14 protein-coding genes and 1 pseudogene are annotated in these 17,039 nt (G+C 69.1%); 5 read left to right on the top strand and 10 right to left on the bottom strand.

All coding sequences use genetic code 11. The features are described 5' to 3' along the window. Positions 1-10: 10 nt before the first annotated feature. Positions 11-637 carry a response regulator transcription factor gene (locus tag H8N03_RS12040; RefSeq protein ID WP_187076422.1) on the bottom strand — a complete coding sequence of 209 codons (627 nt, stop codon included), beginning with the start codon at positions 635-637 and terminating at the stop codon, positions 11-13. Continuing rightward, a complete protein-coding gene (locus tag H8N03_RS12035; protein ID WP_187076421.1) occupies positions 634-3,171 on the bottom strand; it encodes a PAS domain-containing sensor histidine kinase in 2,538 nt (845 codons plus the stop codon). The genes H8N03_RS12040 and H8N03_RS12035 overlap by 4 nt, the downstream gene beginning before the upstream one ends. A 182-nt stretch (positions 3,172-3,353) precedes the next feature. Here H8N03_RS12035 and aceE point away from each other — a divergent pair, with 182 nt between their 5' ends. From aceE to lpdA, 4 genes are all read left to right on the top strand, one after another. Further along, complete coding sequence (aceE, locus tag H8N03_RS12030; RefSeq protein WP_187076420.1) at positions 3,354-6,059, top strand: pyruvate dehydrogenase (acetyl-transferring), homodimeric type; 2,706 nt, start codon at positions 3,354-3,356, stop codon at positions 6,057-6,059. Between the two features lie 57 nt (positions 6,060-6,116). Continuing rightward, entirely contained in the window at positions 6,117-7,775 is a 1,659-nt protein-coding gene (gene aceF, locus H8N03_RS12025) for a dihydrolipoyllysine-residue acetyltransferase (protein WP_187076419.1), read from the top strand. A 16-nt stretch (positions 7,776-7,791) separates the two neighbouring features. Further along, on the top strand, positions 7,792-8,382 hold the full coding sequence (locus tag H8N03_RS12020) for an Ntn hydrolase family protein (protein WP_187076418.1): 591 nt from the start codon (positions 7,792-7,794) through the stop codon (positions 8,380-8,382). Positions 8,383-8,467: 85 nt separating this feature from the next. Then, on the top strand, positions 8,468-10,294 hold the full coding sequence (gene lpdA, locus H8N03_RS12015; protein ID WP_187076417.1) for a dihydrolipoyl dehydrogenase: 1,827 nt from the start codon (positions 8,468-8,470) through the stop codon (positions 10,292-10,294). Positions 10,295-10,343: 49 nt separating this feature from the next. Here the strand turns inward: lpdA and soxA are convergent, their stop codons facing one another. The 8 genes and pseudogenes from soxA to H8N03_RS11980 form a co-directional block, all read right to left on the bottom strand. Continuing rightward, complete coding sequence (gene soxA / locus H8N03_RS12010; protein WP_187076416.1) at positions 10,344-11,093, bottom strand: sulfur oxidation c-type cytochrome SoxA; 750 nt, start codon at positions 11,091-11,093, stop codon at positions 10,344-10,346. Further along, positions 11,093-11,413, bottom strand: coding sequence for a thiosulfate oxidation carrier complex protein SoxZ (soxZ, locus tag H8N03_RS12005; RefSeq protein WP_187076415.1), 321 nt, complete (start codon positions 11,411-11,413; stop codon positions 11,093-11,095). The genes soxA and soxZ overlap by 1 nt, the downstream gene beginning before the upstream one ends. Continuing rightward, complete coding sequence (locus H8N03_RS12000; protein WP_187076414.1) at positions 11,413-11,880, bottom strand: SoxY-related AACIE arm protein; 468 nt, start codon at positions 11,878-11,880, stop codon at positions 11,413-11,415. The genes soxZ and H8N03_RS12000 overlap by 1 nt, the downstream gene beginning before the upstream one ends. A gap of 9 nt (positions 11,881-11,889) precedes the next feature. Next, positions 11,890-12,303 (bottom strand): sulfur oxidation c-type cytochrome SoxX, encoded by a 414-nt coding sequence (soxX, locus tag H8N03_RS11995; RefSeq protein ID WP_187076413.1) that lies wholly within the window; start codon positions 12,301-12,303, stop codon positions 11,890-11,892. A gap of 34 nt (positions 12,304-12,337) precedes the next feature. Further along, entirely contained in the window at positions 12,338-13,363 is a 1,026-nt protein-coding gene (locus H8N03_RS26320) for a xanthine dehydrogenase family protein molybdopterin-binding subunit (RefSeq protein ID WP_255428193.1), read from the bottom strand. 118 nt (positions 13,364-13,481) lie between these two features. Beyond that, positions 13,482-14,375, bottom strand: a pseudogene (locus H8N03_RS26315) (molybdopterin cofactor-binding domain-containing protein); the annotation flags it as partial. A gap of 140 nt (positions 14,376-14,515) precedes the next feature. Continuing rightward, positions 14,516-15,016 carry a (2Fe-2S)-binding protein gene (locus H8N03_RS11985; protein WP_187076412.1) on the bottom strand — a complete coding sequence of 167 codons (501 nt, stop codon included), beginning with the start codon at positions 15,014-15,016 and terminating at the stop codon, positions 14,516-14,518. A 97-nt stretch (positions 15,017-15,113) separates the two neighbouring features. Next, positions 15,114-15,707 carry a C40 family peptidase gene (locus H8N03_RS11980; RefSeq protein ID WP_187076411.1) on the bottom strand — a complete coding sequence of 198 codons (594 nt, stop codon included), beginning with the start codon at positions 15,705-15,707 and terminating at the stop codon, positions 15,114-15,116. A 223-nt stretch (positions 15,708-15,930) separates the two neighbouring features. Between H8N03_RS11980 and H8N03_RS11975 the strand changes: the two genes are divergently transcribed. Beyond that, positions 15,931-16,989 carry a PQQ-dependent sugar dehydrogenase gene (locus tag H8N03_RS11975; protein WP_187076410.1) on the top strand — a complete coding sequence of 353 codons (1,059 nt, stop codon included), beginning with the start codon at positions 15,931-15,933 and terminating at the stop codon, positions 16,987-16,989. The last annotated feature ends 50 nt before the right edge of the window (positions 16,990-17,039 follow it).

Raw genomic sequence — 17,039 nt, 5'->3', positions numbered from 1 at the left:
GTTTTCGAGTTCAGGCTTTCGGCGGCGTTTGTCCGAGCGCGATCTTCAGCAGGTCGGCCACCGTGTTGGCGTTCAGCTTTTCCATGATGTTGGCGCGGTGCGCCTCCACCGTCTTGATGCTGATGCCCAGGTCGTCGGCGATCTGCTTGTTCAGGCGGCCGGCCACGATGCGTTCCAGCACCTGGGCCTCCCGCGAGGTCAGCTTGGAGAGCAGGGCGTCCCGGCTGGCGGCGCTCTGGTATTCGGCGAAGGTGTCCTTGGCCCGCTCCAGCATGCGCTCGACGAGGCTCACGAGCTCGTCTTCCTTGAAAGGCTTCTGGATGAAGTCCATCGCGCCCTTCTTCATCGTGTTCACGGCCATCGGCACGTCGCCGTGGCCGGTGATGAAAACGACGGGCAGGGGGGACTTGCGTTCGACCAGGCGGTCCTGCAGCTCGAGGCCGGTCATGCCGCCCATGCGGATGTCGGCGATCAGGCAGGCGACCTCGCGGGGGTCGTAGCGGGCCAGGAAGGATTCCGCGGAGTCGAAGCAGCGGACCCGGTAGTCCTTGCCTTCGAGCAGCCATTGGAGGGAATCGCGGACGGCTTCGTCGTCGTCCACCACGTACACGGTGCCCTTCTTGGGAATCAGGCTCATGCTGTCGTCACCCCCGCATCCTTACCTATTGTGGGACTGCCAGACCCGGAGACCGGAATCCAGAAGGAGAACCGGCACCCCGCGACTTCGGCGCCATTGTAGATGTTCTCCGCCTGCATCCTTCCCTGGTGCGACTCCACGATGGAGCGACACAGGTTCAGGCCGATGCCCATGCCTTCGGGCTTGGTGGAGAAGAAGGCTTCGTACAAACGCTCCATCACTTCCGGCGCGAGGCCTTCGCCGGAATCGGTGACGGCGAATTCCACGACCGGCTGCTCGTGCACCTGCTTCGGGATGACGCGCAGTTCCACGCTGCGCCGGCCCGGCGGGCGCTCGGCCTTCTCCACGGATTCGGCCGCATTGCGCAGGAGGTTCACCAGCACCTGCTCGATCAGGATCGGGTCCACCAGCAGCTCCGGCAGGCGCGCGGCGACATAATGGGACATGCGCACGTTGCGGCGGCGCAGCTCGATCTCGGCGAGTTCCAGCGCCTCGCTCACGATCGCGCTCACGTCCGAGGGCGTGCGGTTCGGCTCGCTGCGCTTCACGAAGCTGCGGATGCGCTGGATGATCTGGCCCGCGCGCTGCGCCTGGCGCGAGGTCTTGTCCAGGGCGGCGAGCATGTCCTCGTCGCTGATCTGCTTGCTGCGGATGCGCGAGACGAGGCCGTTGCAGTAGTTGGTGATGGCGGTGAGCGGCTGGTTCAGTTCGTGCGCCACCGAGGACGCCATCTCGCCCATCGTGATCAGGCGGCTGGCGGACTGCGCGCGTTCGGCCTGCAGCGCCGCCTGTTCCTCCGCGTTGCGCCGCGAGGTGATGTCCGTGGCGATCACCATCTGCGCGAGGCGGCCGTCCACCCAGTTCAGGTAGCGCGAGCGCACTTCGAGCCACTTCCCGAGTTCCGGGACGAAGATCTCGGCGTTCTCGGAAGTGGCGGAGGTGAGCGAGTTGGTCGGCAGGCCTACGAAGGCGTCGACGTCGTCCAGCGGCTCGTCGCTCGGGTGCGGTGCGTCGGACATGCCGGCCTGCACCACCATCTGCAGGTGGCCGGCGGCGCGCCCGCCGAACCAGAGGCGGTACAGCTTGTTCGCGAAGAGCAGTTCCTCGCTGCCCAGCGGCGCGACGGACACCGAGGCATCCAGCGCCTCCAGCACCGTGGTGAAGCGTTCGTGCGAGGCCTGCAGCTGCTCGCGGATGCGCGTCGGCTCGGTGATGTCCGTCATCGACGTCATCCAGCCGGTCTGGTGGCCGCGCGCATCGACCAGCGGCGACACGTACAGGCGCGCGTCGAACAGCGTGCCGTCCTTGCGCTTCACGCGGACCTGGAAGCCGCCCTGGATGGTGCGGCCATTGAGCTCGTCCTCCAGTCGGGCGGCGAGCAGCTCGCGGTCTTCGTCGGGCCAGTAGGGGAAGGGCGGCGTGCGGCCCACCAGCTCCGCCTCGCTCCAGCCGGTCATCTGGCAGAACGCGGCGTTCACGTAGGTGATGCGGCCGTTCATGTCGAGCGCCCGCATGCCGGTCAGCATGGAGTTCTCCATCGCCCGGCGGAAGTTGGTCTCGGCCATCAGCGCCTGCTGCACCTTCACGCGCCGGCGCGTGTGGCGCCAGTTCGCGATCAGCATCCAGGCCGTCATCGCGGACAGCGCGCCCACCAGCCAGAAGAGGCCGCTGCCGATCACGCCGAGCCCGGTGCGGTAGGCCTGCGCCCGCACGATCAGGCCGTTGCCGACGGGGGAGACCGGCACCTCGTATTCGTTCGGCTGGGCCGCCCAGGGCAGCAGCTGGGTGGCCGGGTTGCGCGGCGGCACCGAGGTGCCCGCGAGCACGCGGCCCTTGCCATCGAGGAGCGCGACGGCGTACTTGGCGGAGATCTCTGCGGGCACGCCGTAGCGCAGGAGGCCGTCGATCGAGTACTCGCCGAGGATCACGCCGCCGAACTTGCCCTGGTCGGCGAGCGGCACGTGCAGCTGCAGCAGGCCGGCGCTGTCGGGGCCGGCGACGGGCTGCGAGTAGACCGGCTGTTGCAGGTCGCGCGCCAGGCTGTACATGGTCTCCGTCTCGCCCGGGCGCAGCACCTCGCCCTTGGTGCGGACCTGCGGCGTGCTGAGGCTGGGGGCGGCGTAGCTCGCCGTCACGCGGCGGCGCTCGTCGATCCAGGTGAGCATCAGCACCTCGGGGTATTGCGCGATCATCGATTCGGCGCGGCCCACGAATTCCTCGGCGTCCACCTCCTTGTTGGAGATGTCCCGCGCGATGCGCATCAGCTGTTCCTGGCGCTCGAGCAGGCGCAGGCGCATGCGCTGCTGCGCGTATTCGACGTCGCGCTTGACCGCTTCCTGCTCGCGGTCCATCTCCTCCAGCCGCAGGTACCAGAACGCGGACACGATGGCGGCGAGGAACAGCAGCACCGCCGCCAGCGGTGCGAGCATCGCGTAGCGGTCCTGGCGGGTCGGCGTCTGCCGCCGCCACCAGTGGCGCCACCAGTTCGGGATCGGGACGTCGGAGTGCAGCTCCGACGGGGGAGAGTCATGCATGAGGAGCGTAAGTCTAAGGGGCGGCCCCTTCGTGAGAGCAACGTCCGCGCCAAAGGTGCCGCCGACACCAGTTCGCATTATGAAACGGGCGCGCACGATTTGAAATCGACCATTCTTTGTGCGACACTCCGCCCGCGTACGGCGAGCCCGTACTAAATTCACGAACGCCCCAAGGAGACAACATGTCCGCACAGCCCGAGCACCTGTTCGGTTCGGCCGCCAACGATTCCGACGCGCAGGAGACCCGTGAATGGCTGGACGCCCTGTCCGCCGTCATCGCCAGCGAAGGCAAGGAACGCGGGCATTTCCTGATCGAACAGCTCCTCGAGCAGGCCCGCCAGGAAGGCATCGACCTCCCGTTCTCGGCCACCACCGGCTACGTCAACACCATCGAGCCCGAGGACGAGGAGCGCTGCCCGGGCAACCTCGAGGTCGAGGAACGCCTGCGGGCCTACATGCGCTGGAACGCGATGGCGATGGTGGTGAAGGCCAACCGCCTGCACCCCGAGGACGGCGGCGACCTCGGCGGCCACATCAGCTCCTTCGCCTCGCTCGCGACCATGCTCGGCGCGGGCTTCAACCACTTCTGGAAGGCCGAGACGCCGGAGCAGGGCGGCGACTGCCTCTACATCCAGGGCCACAGCGCCCCCGGCATCTACGCCCGTGCCTTCCTCGAAGGCCGCATCAGCGAGGAGCAGTTGCTGAACTTCCGCCAGGAAGTCGACGGCAAGGGCCTCTCCAGCTACCCGCACCCGAAGCTGATGCCGGACTTCTGGCAGTTCCCGACGGTGTCGATGGGCCTCGGCCCGCTGATGGCCATCTACCAGGCGCGCTTCCTCAAGTACCTGCACGCCCGCGGCATCGCCAACACCGAGGGCCGCAAGGTCTGGGCCTTCCTCGGCGACGGCGAGATGGACGAAGTCGAATCGCTGGGCGCGATCGGCGTGGCGGCGCGCGAAGGCCTCGACAACCTGATCTTCGTCGTCAACTGCAACCTGCAGCGCCTCGACGGCCCGGTGCGCGGCAACGGCAAGATCATCCAGGAGCTCGAGGGCGAATTCCGCGGCGCCGGCTGGAACGTCATCAAGCTGATCTGGGGCAGCTACTGGGACCCGCTGCTCGCCCGCGACAAGGAAGGCATCCTGCGCCGCGTGATGATGGAAGTGCTGGACGGCGACTACCAGGCGATGAAGGCCAACGACGGCGCCTTCGTCCGCAAGAACTTCTTCGGCCGCGACCCCAAGCTGCTGGAGATGGTCTCCAAGATGAGCGACGAGGACATCTGGCGCCTCAACCGCGGCGGCCACGATCCGCAGAAGGTCTACGCGGCCTTCCACCGCGCCGCGAACACCAAGGGCCAGCCGACCGTGCTGCTCGTGAAGACCGTCAAGGGCTTCGGCATGGGCAAGGCCGGCGAAGGCCGCAACATCGCGCACCAGGCCAAGAAGCTGGGTGACGACGACATCCGCATCTTCCGCGACCGTTTCAACATCCCGATCCCGGACGACAAGCTGGCCGAGATCCCCTTCTACAAGCCGGACGACAACACGCCGGAGATGCAGTACCTGCACGCCCGCCGCAAGGCGCTGGGCGGCTACCTGCCGTCGCGGCGTGCGAAGGCCGACGAGCAGCTGAAGGTGCCGGGCCTCGACGCGTTCAAGGCGGTCACCGATCCCACCGCGGAAGGCCGCGAGATCTCCACGACGCAGGCGTACGTGCGCTTCCTGACCGCGCTGCTGCGCGACAAGGAGCTCGGCCCGCGCGTGGTGCCCATCCTCGTCGACGAGGCGCGCACCTTCGGCATGGAAGGCCTGTTCCGCCAGATCGGCATCTACAACCACCAGGGCCAGAAGTACACCCCGCAGGACCGCGACCAGGTCTCCTACTACAAGGAAGACGTGAGCGGCCAGATCCTGCAGGAAGGCATCAACGAGGCGGGCGGCATGGCCAGCTGGATCGCGGCGGCGACGTCGTACAGCACCAGCAACCGCGTGATGATCCCGTTCTACATCTACTACTCGATGTTCGGGCTGCAGCGCGTGGGCGACCTGTGCTGGGCGGCGGGCGACATGCAGGCGCGCGGCTTCCTGCTGGGCGGCACCTCCGGGCGCACGACGCTCAACGGCGAGGGCCTGCAGCACGAGGACGGCCACAGCCACATCATCGCGCAGACGATCCCCAACTGCGTGAGCTACGACCCGACCTTCGCGCACGAGGTCGCCGTGATCATGCAGCACGGCCTCAAGCGCATGGTGGAGAAGCAGGACAACGTCTTCTACTACATCACCCTGCTGAACGAGAACTACCCCATGCCCGGCCTGCAGGCCGGCACCGAGGAGCAGATCGTCAAGGGCATGTACCTGTGCAAGCCCGGCGACGCCGGCAAGCTGCGCGTGCAGCTCCTGGGCAGCGGCACGATCCTGCGCGAGTCCATCGCCGCGCAGGAGCTGCTCGCGAAGGACTGGGGCGTGCACGCCGACGTGTGGAGCTGCCCCAGCTTCAACGAGCTGGCGCGCGACGGCCTGGATTGCGAGCGCCACAACATGCTGCACCCGACGGCCACGCCGAAGGTGCCGTTCGTGGCGCAGCAGCTCGAGAAGCATGGCGGCCCGGTGGTCGCGTCCACCGACTACATCAAGCAGTACGTGGACCAGATCCGCGCCTTCATCCCGAAGGGCCGCGCGTACAAGGTGCTGGGCACCGACGGCTTCGGCCGCAGCGACTTCCGCAGCAAGCTGCGCGAGCACTTCGAGGTCAACCGCCACTACATCGTCGTCGCGGCCCTGAAGGCGCTGGCGGAAGAGGGCTCGCTGCCGGTGGCGAAGGTGGCCGAGGCCATCCACCGCTACGGCATCAAGGCCGACAAGATCAACCCCCTGTACGCCTGACGCGCGTCTTCCCCCACAACGAGAAGGCCCGCGCTCGGGCCACGGAGAACAAGAAACATGGCTCTGGTCGAAGTCAAGGTCCCCGACATCGGGGACTTCGCGGAGGTCGCCGTCATCGAACTGCTGGTCAAGCCCGGCGACACCATCAAGCAGGAGCAGTCGCTGCTGACCGTCGAATCGGACAAGGCTTCGATGGAGATCCCGTCGTCCACGGCGGGCGTCGTGAAGGAACTGAAGGTCAAGATCGGCGACAAGGTGGCCGAAGGGTCCGTGATCGCGATCGTGGAGGCGGCGGGAGCAGCTGCCGCCGCGGCGCCGGCGGCTGCGAAGGCGTCCGCGCCGGCGCAAGCACCCGCGCCTTCGGCGCCGCCCGCACCCCAACCCGCCCCCAGCGGGGGAGGGAGCAAGACCATCGAGGTGAAGGTGCCCGACATCGGCGACTTCAAGGATGTCGCCGTCATCGAGCTGCTTGCCAAGCCCGGCGACACCATCAAGCAGGAGCAGTCGCTGCTGACCATCGAGTCGGACAAGGCGTCGATGGAGATCCCGTCCTCCGCCGCCGGCGTGCTCAAGGAGCTGAAGGTCAAGGTCGGCGACAAGGTCAACATCGGTGACCTGATCGCGATCCTGGAAGGTCAGGGCGCGGCGCCGGCCGCGAGCCCCTCACCCCAACCCTCTCCCCAGAGGGGAGAGGAAGCAAGTCCGGCGCCCGCTCCGGCAGCGCCGTCCGACCGCGTCGCGCCGACCGCGGCCCTGCCGCCGCACGAGCCCGGCACGCCCACCGGCAACCTCCCGCATGCATCGCCCTCGGTGCGCAAGTTCGCGCGCGAGCTCGGCGTGCCGCTGGAGGAAGTGAAGGGCACGGGTCCCAAGGGCCGGATCACGCAGGAGGACGTCCAGGGCTTCACCAAGCAGGTGATGGCCGGCGACGTGCGCACCAAGGCGGCCGCGGCCAAGGCGCCGGCGGGCGGCGGCGGCGAGGCGCTGGGCCTGCTTCCCTGGCCCAAGGTGGACTTCGCGAAGTTCGGCCCGATCGAGCGCAAGGAGCGCCCGCGCATCAAGAAGATCAGCGCCGGCAACCTGCACCGCAACTGGGTGATGATCCCGCACGTCACGAACCACGACGACGCGGACATCACGGAGCTCGAAGCCTTCCGCGTCTCCACCAACAAGGAGAACGAGAAGTCGGGCGTCAAGGTGACGATGCTGGCCTTCCTCATCAAGGCCTGCGTCGCCGCGCTGAAGAAGTTCCCCGAGTTCAACAGTTCGCTCGACGGCGACGAGCTCGTCCTCAAGAACTACTGGCACATCGGTTTCGCGGCGGACACGCCCAACGGCCTGGTGGTCCCGGTGATCAAGGACGCGGACAAGAAGGGCGTGCTCGCGATCAGCGTCGAAATGGCCGAGCTGGCGAAGAAGGCGCGCGACGGCAAGCTGAGCCCGGCCGACATGTCGGGCGCGACTTTCACGATTTCTTCACTCGGCGGTATCGGCGGTCGTTACTTCACGCCGATCATCAACGCACCGGAAGTCGCTATCCTTGGCGTCTGCCGCAGCCAGACCGAACCGGTCTGGGACGGCAAGCAGTTCCAGCCGAGGCTGATGCTGCCGTTGTCGCTCTCGTGGGACCACCGCGTGATCGACGGTGCGGCGGCGGCGCGCTTCAACGCCTACCTGGGACAGATCCTGGCGGACTTCCGCCGCGTCCTTCTCTAAGAACCAAAAAGACTCGATGACAACTGTTGTGGTGGTGAAGAAAGCGGGACAGATCGCAATCGCGGCCGATACCCTGGTCACCTTCGGCGACACCCGCCTTGCGCACCGTTACGAGGACAACACCAAGATCTTCCGCGTCGAGACCGACGACGGCCCGAGCTACATCGGCATGGCCGGCACCGTGGCGCACTTCCCGGTGCTGCGCAAGGCGATGGGCTCGATGCCGCGCGAGATCCTGAAGCTGTCCTCCAAGGACGACGTCTTCGACACGTTCACGAAGCTGCACCCGTACCTGAAGGACAACTTCTTCCTGCAGACGAAGGAAGAGGACAGCGACCCCTACGAGTCCAGCCAGTTCAGCGTGGTGATCGCCAACGCGAGCGGCATCTACGGCCTGTACAGCTATCGCGAAGTCTTCGAGTTCAAGGAGTTCTGGGGCATAGGCTCCGGGCGCAGCTTCGCGCTGGGCGCGATGCACGCCGCCTATTCCCGGGCCAAGACCGCGCGCGAAGTCGCGGAAGCAGGCATCGCCGCGGGTTGCGAGTTCGACCGCAACTCCGAGCTGCCCTGCGACATCTTCACTGTCAAGACGAAAGAGGCAAAATGAAAATGAGCCCCCACGCGACGCGGGACGCGTCGCTGCCCCCCGAGGGGGCGTGCCGCTCCTTTGGGGCGGCCCGGCAGGAGCGGCAATGCCCCAGGCGGAAGTGAAAGTCCCCGACATCGGGGACTTCGAAAGCGTGTCCGTGATCGAAGTGCTCGTGAAGCCGGGCGACACGATCAAGGCGGAGCAGTCCCTCGTGACGGTGGAGAGCGACAAGGCGTCGATGGAGATTCCGTCGTCGCATGCGGGGGTGGTGAAGGAGCTGAAGGTGAAGGTGGGGGACAAGGTCTCCGAAGGCTCCGTGCTGCTGGTGGTGGAAGCCGCTGCCGGTGCCGCGGCCGCGAGCCCCTCGCCCCAGCCCTCTCCCCAGAGGGGAGAGGGAGCCTCTCCTTCTCCCTCTCCCGCCCGGGCGGGAGAGGGCAGGGGTGAGGGTGGGACGGCGCCAGCCGCTCCGCTGCCCGCCGGCTCCTACTCCGGCGGCGTCGACCTCGAATGCGAGATGCTGGTCCTCGGTGCCGGGCCCGGCGGCTATTCCGCCGCGTTCCGCGCCGCCGACCTCGGCATGAAGACCGTGATCGTCGAGCGCTACGCCACCCTCGGCGGCGTCTGCCTCAACGTGGGCTGCATCCCGTCCAAGGCGCTGCTGCACGTGGCCGCGGTGATGGACGAGGTGAGCCACATGGACGCCCTGGGCATCAGCTTCGGCAAGCCGACCGTGGACCGCGCCAAGCTCAAGGCCCACAAGGACAAGGTCGTCGGCAAGCTCACCGGGGGCCTCACGGCGATGGCCAAGATGCGCAAGGTGACCACCGTGCGCGGCATCGGCACCTTCCTCGATCCGTACCACCTGGAAGTGCAGGAGACCTCGGGCAGCGGCTCCGAGACGACCGGCAAGAAGCAGGTCATCCGCTTCCGGAACGCGATCATCGCGGCCGGCTCGCAGGCCGTGTCGCTGCCCTTCATGCCCAAGGACCCGCGCGTGGTGGACTCCACCGGCGCGCTGGAGCTCGCGACGGACCCGAAGCGCATGCTGATCCTCGGCGGCGGCATCATCGGCCTGGAGATGGGCACGGTGTACTCCACGCTGGGCGCGCGCCTGGACGTGGTGGAAATGCTGGACGGCCTGATGCAGGGCGCGGACCGCGACCTGGTGCGCGTGTGGCAGAAGATGAACGCGCCGCGCTTCGACAACATCATGCTCAAGACGAAGACCGTCGGGGCCGAGGCGACCAAGGACGGCATCCTGGTGCGCTTCGAAGGCGAGCAGGCGCCCAAGGAGCCGCAGGTCTACGACCTGGTGCTGCAGGCCGTCGGCCGCAGCCCCAACGGCAAGAAGATCGGTGCGGAGAAGGCCGGGGTGAACGTCAGCGACCGCGGCTTCATCCCGGTGGACATCCAGATGCGCACGAACGTGCCGCACATCTTCGCCATCGGCGACATCGTCGGCCAGCCCATGCTGGCCCACAAGGCGGTGCACGAGGCGCACGTCGCGGCCGAAGCCGCTGCGGGCGAGAAGAGCGCCTTCAACGCGCGTGTGATCCCGAGCGTCGCCTACACGGACCCCGAGGTCGCGTGGGTGGGCCTCACGGAGGACGAGGCGAAGAAGCAGGGCATCGCGATCAAGAAGGGCCACTTCCCGTGGACCGCTTCCGGCCGCGCCATCGCCAACACGCGCGACGAGGGCTTCACCAAGCTGCTGTTCGACGCCGAGACGCACCGCATCGTCGGCGGCGGCATCGTCGGCACGCATGCCGGCGACATGATCGGCGAGGTGGCGCTGGCCATCGAGATGGGGGCCGACGAGATCGACATCGGCAAGACCATCCATCCGCACCCCACGCTGGGCGAGAGCATCGGCATGGCGGCGGAGATCGCGCACGGCACCTGCACGGACGTCCCGCCGCAGCGCAAGTGACGGCGCGACTGCGCCGTCATCCCGGCGCAAGCCGGGATCCATCCCCTTTTCAGGGCCGCACCGCCGGCCCTTCCCACGGCATCCCCATCGCTCGCCGCGCGAGGTAGAGCTCCAGCTCGGTCATCTCCACGCTGCCGTACGCGAACGGCTCGGCGCGCACGCCGGTCATGCAGCCGCGGATGCGCCGGCCCAGCGAGCCGAGCGACTGCCATTCCAGCCGGTACAAGGGGTAGCCCGTGGCATGCCCTTGCGGGATGCGCGCGGGCCCCAGGCGGCCGCCGGCGCGCTCGTCGTGGCATTGCGCGCACGAGAGTTCCAGCTGCCCGATGCGCTGCCGCCAGGCCGCCTCGCCGCGCGCGAGGAAGGTCTGCAGGCGCGCATCCTCGTCCGGCCGGATCGTCGTGCCGCGCGATTGCAGTGCCAGGAAAGCCTCGAGTGCCAGCAGGTCGCCGTGCTCCGGCGGCAGCGCCGGCTGCTGCTGGTGCCGCTGCCGGCACAGGTTGATGCGGGTGGCGAGGTCCACGGGGCGGCGCAGCGTCGCGTCCCAGGCCGGGTAGCGCGCCGCGACCCCGCGCATGCCCTTCGGGTCCCCGTGGCAGGCGGCACAGGAACGCTCGCCGCGCGTCCACAGCTGCTCGCCGTCCTGCACCCACAGCATCGCCGGGTTCTGCGCGTCGTCGCGCTGCATGGCCTGCGTGGACGCCCCCATGTCCTCGAACCCGGACCGGCGCGTGTCCGCCGCCGGCGGCGCCGCGCAGCCCAGGAGCACGAGCGCGAGCACCGCGGCCGCGCGCCGCATCAGGCGACCTGCAGCGCGCGCTGCTCCACCTGGGCGAAGCCGTTGTCCCCCACCCATTCGAACTCCAGCGTGCCGCTCGCCTCGGCCCGCACGTGGAAGGCGAGATAGGGATTCGCCGCGATGGCCGGGTGCAGTTCGGCCGCGAACACGACCTCGCCGCCATAGCGGCAGGTGAAGCGGCGCAGGATGTCGCGCGGCAGCACGCGGCCGTCCGCGCCCGGGCGGTAGCCGGTCTCCATCGGATGGGCGATGGTCACGCGCACCTCCACGATCTCGCCGCGGCGCGCGCTGGCCGGCGCCTGGATCAGCGTGCGCGCCATCAGGGGTCTCCTTCGATGCAGGCCGCCAGCACCACGATGACGTCCACCGTGTCCGACCAGATGCTGCCGTCGTTCATGCGCGCGAGCGCAACCAGCTTCTGGCTCGTGGCGAGGCGGATGCGCGTGGCGATCTCCGCCTTGCCGCAGCGCGGTCCCAGGACGAAGCGGGCCACGTCGTTCTGCGGGTTCTTCTCGTTGAAGAGGGCGATGTCCGTGACGTGGTCGGCCGCGCTCATGGGGCTGTCCACCGCCACGCGCAGCGGCACGACGTTGCCGTTGTCCACCAGCGTGGCCACGTCCAGCTTCACGCGTCCGGGCCGGACCGGCTGGCCTCCAGTGAACCGCGCGATGGCCGCCGCCATGGCGGCCGCATCCTGCGCGGTCGCCGGCCGGACGAGGAGTTGCGCGAAGGCCGCGGCGCTGGCCTGCAGCAGCAGGCGCCGGGTGGGGAAGGGCCGGGACACCATGCGGGCCACCTAGCGCAGCGTGGCGAGCCAGGCCACGACATCCTCGACCTGCTGCGCGGAGAGGATGGGCTTGCCGGCCCAGGGCGTGCCCACGCGCGGCGCGCGGGCCTCGGCGTGAAATGCCGGCATGAAGCTGGCCGCGTTCAGCCGCCGCGGGTCGGCCACGCGCAGGCGCAGTTGCGCGGCGTTGTAGCGGCCGCCAATGCCGGCGAGGTCCGGTGCGAGGTCGCCCTGGAAGCGTTCCTCCGGGATCGGCGCCGCATGGCACAGGAGGCACAGGCCGGCCTGGCGGCTCGCCACGATGGCGCGTCCGCGCTGCGCGTCGCCTCGCAGGCCCGCCAGCGGCAGCGGAATGCCGTCGCCTTTCACCGCAAACGGCACGCGCTCCTGCGCGCCTGCGGCGGCGCAGGCCCATCCCAGCATCACCGCGCAGGCTGCACGCCGCAAGAGCCGTCCCTCAGGCGCGTTTCAGGCTGTGGTTCTTCAGCGGCAGCTCGCGGATGCGCTTGCCCGTCGCGGCGAAGATCGCGTTGAGCACCGCCGGCGCCGCCACGGCGATCGTCGGCTCCCCGACGCCGCCCCAGAAGCCGCCCGTGGGCATCACGATGGTCTCCACCTTCGGCATGTGCTGCATCTGCACGACCGGGTAGGTGCTGAAGTTCTCCTGCTCGATGCGCCCGTCCTTCAGCGTGCATTCGCCGAAGAGCGCGGCCGAGAGGCCGTAGGCGAAGGAGCCTTCCACCTGCGCCTCGATCTGTTGCGGGTTCACCGCGTGCCCCGGGTCGGTGGCGGCGACGATGCGGTGGATCTTCAGCTCGCCGTCATCGCTCACCGAGACTTCCGCGCAGGCGGCGACGTAGCTGCCGAAGCCCATGGTCTGCGCCAGGCCGCGGTACACCTTGCGGCCATCCACGTCGGGCGCGGGACGCCCCCAGCCGGCGCGTTCCGCGACGGCGTTCAGCACCCCGAGATGCTTCGGGTGGCCCGCCATCAGCTTGCGCCGCAGCGCCAGCGGGTCCTGCTTCGTCGCGAACGCGATCTCGTCGATGAAGGACTCGAGGTAGATCGCGTTCTGGTTCAGGTTCACGCCGCGCCAGAACCCCGGCGGCACCGGCGGGTTGCGCATGGCATGGTCGATCAGCAGGTTCGGGAAGCTGTAGCCGATCGACGCCTCCGGCCCCGGCGGGTTGAGGCCCTGGAACACCACCGGGTCGAGGCCGTTGCGGATGTTCTGCGGGAACACGCCCGCGACGATGGACTGGCCCGAGATGCGCATGTGCAGCGCCGTGACGTTGCCCTGCGCGTCGAGGCCCGCGCGCAGCTTGCATTGCGTCACCGGGTGGTAGCGCCCGTGCAGCATGTCCTCCTCGCGGCTCCACAGCAGCTTGACGGGCGTGCCCGGCACCTGCTTCGCGATCTCCACGACCTGCCGTACCCAGTCGTGCACGGCGCCGCGCCGGCCGAAGCCGCCGCCGAGGAGCAGCTTGTAGACCTCGCACTGCGCGGCCGGCAGGCCGGACGGACGCCGCGGCGAGGGCCGCTTCGCCGTTCTGCGTCGGCGTCCACACCTCGCAGCGCTCCGGGGTCCAGCGCGCCGTGGCGTTCATGGGCTCCATGGTCGCGTGGTTCTGGTGCGGGTACGCGTACACCGCCTCGATCACGCGCGCGGCCGAGGCGAGTGCGGCTTTCGCGTCGCCGTTCTGGTTGCCGACGGCCGCGTCGGGCGCGTCCAGCCCCGCCTTGAGCACCGCGGCCACCGTGGCGCTGGACTCCTTCGCGTTCGGGCCGAGGTCCCATTCGATGGGCAGCGCGTCGAGCGCGCTCTTCGCGTGCCACCAGGTGTCCGCCACGACCGCGACGGCGCTGTCGCCGACCGGCACGACCTTCTTCACGCCGGGGCGGCCCTGGATCGCCGCGGCGTTGAAGGACTTCACCTTGCCGCCGAACACGGGGCAGTCCTTGATCGCCGCGTTGAGCATGCCGGGCAGCTTCAGGTCGGCGCCGTAGACCTGCTTGCCCGTCACCTTGTCGACGGTGTCCAGGCGCGCGAGCCGCTTGCCCGCGAGCTTCCAGTCCTTCGGATCCTTCAGCTTCACGTCCGCCGGGGGGTCGAGGCGGCCCGCGGCAGGCGCGAGGTGGCCGTAGGTGAGGGTGCGGCCGCTGGGCACGTGCGTCACCACGCTGTTGGCGGCGCGCAGTTCCGTGGCGGGCACCTTCCATTCGTTGGCGGCCGCCTGCACCAGCATCATGCGCGCCGCGGCGCCGCCCTTGCGGACGTAGTCGTGCGACTCGCGGATCCCGCGGCTGCCGCCGGTGGAGAAGTTGCCCCACACGCGCTTGCGCGCGAGGTTCTGGCCGGGCGTGGGGTACTCGGTCGTCACCTTGGACCAGTTGCACTCCAGCTCCTCGGCCACGAGCTGCGCCAGGCCGGTCAACGTGCCCTGGCCCATCTCCGAGCGGGCGATGCGGATCACGACCGTGTCGTCCGGATGCACGACGACCCAGGCGTTCACCTCGGGGTCCGTCCCTGCCGCGGCGGCGCTGCCGGCGAAGGGGACGTGGAAGCCGAGCACGAGGCCGGCGGACGCGGAGGCCTTGAGGAAGCCGCGGCGGTCGAGGGACGGGGCGATGGTGTTCACGTCGTGCTCCCGTCGCTGTGCTGGATCGAGAGGCCGGCGCTCTTGAGGTCGCCGCGGGCCACGGCGTGGATCGCGGCGCGGATGCGGTTGTAGGTCCCGCAGCGGCAGATGTTGCTCATGGCCGCATCGATGTCCGCGTCGGTGGGATTCGGCTTGGCCTTCAGCAGCGCGGCGGCCGCCATCACCTGCCCGGACTGGCAGTAGCCGCACTGCGGCACGTCGAGCGCGACCCAGGCGCGCTGCACCGGGTGCGAGCCGTCGCGCGAGAGGCCCTCGATGGTGACGATCTTCTCGTCCGGCCCGACCGTGGAGACCGGCCGCACGCACGTGCGCGTGGGCACGCCGTCGACGTGCACGGTGCAGGCACCGCACGCGGCGATGCCGCAGCCGTACTTGGTCCCCGTCAGTCCGAGCTGCTCGCGCAGCACCCACAGCAAGGGCGTGTCGCCCTCGGCCTCGAACTCGCGCACCGCGCCGTTCACGTTGAGCCTCGCCATGCGGCCTCCTTGGTCGTCGCGCGCGCATGGTACGGGCCGCGGCGGGTGCTGGCACCCCCGCGTATTCCCCATGGGAAAGTTTCTTACGCTATGGAATTTATTGCGAAGCGGCCTGCTGCTGCTGCGCTGGCGTGACGACGCGGCGCGCGCCGTCGAAGCGGGTGGCCCAGTAGGGCACCGCCATGTCTTCCACCCGCACCTGCGCACCGGGCTTGGGCGAGTGGATGAACTTGTTGTCGCCGATGTAGATGCCGACGTGGCTGAAGGTGCGGCGCAGGGTGTTGAAGAACACCAGGTCGCCCGGCTGCAGTTCCTGCCGGTCGATCTTCTGCGTGGCCGCGGCCTGCTCGTTGGCGCGCCGCGGCAGCATGAGGCCCAGCGTCTGTTCGTACATCGCCTTCACGAAGCCGCTGCAGTCGAAGCCCGTTTCCACGGAACTGCCGCCGCGGCGATAGGGCACGCCGAGGAAGCCCATGGCGGTGACGACCAGTTCCGAGGTGCGGCTCTTCACGCGGGCGGCGCCGTCGTGCATGCGTTCGCCCATGAGGACGCGCACTTCCTCGAGGCGGTCCACCAGGCGCTTGTCGCCCTTTTCGGCCATGAAGCGGCTCACGTCTTCCTCCGCCGACGCAGGGGCAGCCTGGACGCCGGCAGCGGCGACCAGGAGGAGCAAGCCCATCCATTGCTTCATGGGCGCGGAGCGTAGCCCGGCGACGGTTCGCGCGTCAAGCGAAGAGTTCATTCCAAGTTCTTGATTTGTTTCGAATTCTTGCTATCGCACCGGGAGCGGCCCCGAACCTGTGGCGGCTGCGAAACAATCGCTCGCCATGCGTAGCAACAATCGAACCCTGTCCTGCCGACGGCTCTGGGGCCGGCTGGCAGCTTCCTGCACGGCGTGCATTCTCGCAGCTTCGATGGCTGCCGGGGTGCACGCCCAGACGGTGCGCGCCGAGACGGTGACGAACGGCCTGGACCATCCCTGGGCCGTCGCCTTCCTCCCGCAAGGCCGCTTCCTCGTGACCGAGCGCCCCGGCCGCATGCGCGTGGTGAGCGCGCAAGGCAGTGTGGGCCCGGCGCTGGCGGGCTTGCCCCCCATTGCGGCGGGGGGGCAGGGCGGTCTGCTCGATGTCGTGCTCGATTCCGGCTTCGCGCAGAACCGTACCCTCTATTTCTGCTTCTCCGAGCCCGGTGGCGCCGGCAACAGCACCGCCCTCGCACGGGCCCGCCTCTCGGCGGACGAGCGCTCGCTGGAGGACGTCCGCGTGATCTTCAGCCAGAAGCCGAAGGTGGCGAGTTCCATGCACTTCGGCTGCCGCATCGTGGAGGCGCGCGACGGCACGCTGTTCCTCACGCTGGGCGAGCGCAATTCGCGCCGGCAGGACGCGCAGACGCTGGACAACCACCACGGCAAGGTCGTGCGCGTGGACAAGGGCGGCGGCGTCCCGCGCGACAACCCCTTCGTCCAGCGCGCGGGTGCGCTGCCGGAGATCTGGAGCTACGGCCACCGCAACGCGCAGGGCGCGGCGCTCGCGCCGGACGGCACCTTCTGGATGCACGAGCACGGGCCGCAGGGCGGCGACGAGATCAACGTGCCGCAGGCGGGGCGCAACCACGGCTGGCCGGTGATCACCTACGGCGAGAACTACGGTGGCGGGAAGATCGGCGAAGGGCTCACCGAGAAGGCCGGCATGGAGCAGCCGCTGCACTACTGGGTGCCGTCGATCGCGCCCTCCGGCATGGTGTTCCTCACCAGCGAGCGCTATGGCGCGGGCTGGCGCGGCAACCTGTTCGTGGGCTCGCTGAAGTTCGGCTACCTCGATCGCATCGTGCTGGAGGGCGGCAAGGTCGTGCGCGAGGAGAAGCTGCTGCAAGGCATCGGCCGCGTGCGCGACGTGCGGCAGGGGCCGGATGGCTTGCTGTACCTGCTGACGGACGAAGGGGACGGGAAGCTGGTGCGGGTGGTGCCGCAGTAGTTTGCTGGGGTTCGCCTGCGGCGAAACCCAGCCTACGGGCGCCGGGGTTC

Source organism: Ramlibacter cellulosilyticus (assembly GCF_014297465.1).
Classification (GTDB): domain Bacteria; phylum Pseudomonadota; class Gammaproteobacteria; order Burkholderiales; family Burkholderiaceae_C; genus Ramlibacter; species Ramlibacter cellulosilyticus.
Note: the sequence above shows the minus strand (reverse complement) of the source record. Positions and strands in the feature narration are given on the sequence as shown.